Annotated in this window: 1 protein-coding gene; it reads right to left on the reverse strand. The window is 41.8% G+C overall.

All coding sequences use genetic code 11. The features are described from left to right. Positions 1–201, reverse strand: a 201-nt coding sequence (locus EOJ36_RS12040) for a hypothetical protein (RefSeq protein WP_238944493.1), incomplete at both ends; no start/stop codon positions are given.

Consider the following 201-nt stretch of genomic DNA (forward strand, 5'->3'; position numbering starts at 1 on the left):
CTTCCTCACCCTTAGCCCTAGCGATTTCTAAGTCAATTTTTGATTCCATAACTACTTCTTTGTCGCTCACTCTCGATTTCTCTGTGTTGAAATCATCACGCATTGACTTCTCTGCATCTTGGGCACGCTTGTCGTTATCTGCAATCGACTTGTCTGTTGCCAATTCTTTTGCATCTACTCTCGATTTCTCTGCTTTGAATT

The organism is Sandaracinomonas limnophila (assembly GCF_004005965.1).
Classification (GTDB): Bacteria; Bacteroidota; Bacteroidia; order Cytophagales; family Spirosomataceae; genus Sandaracinomonas; species Sandaracinomonas limnophila.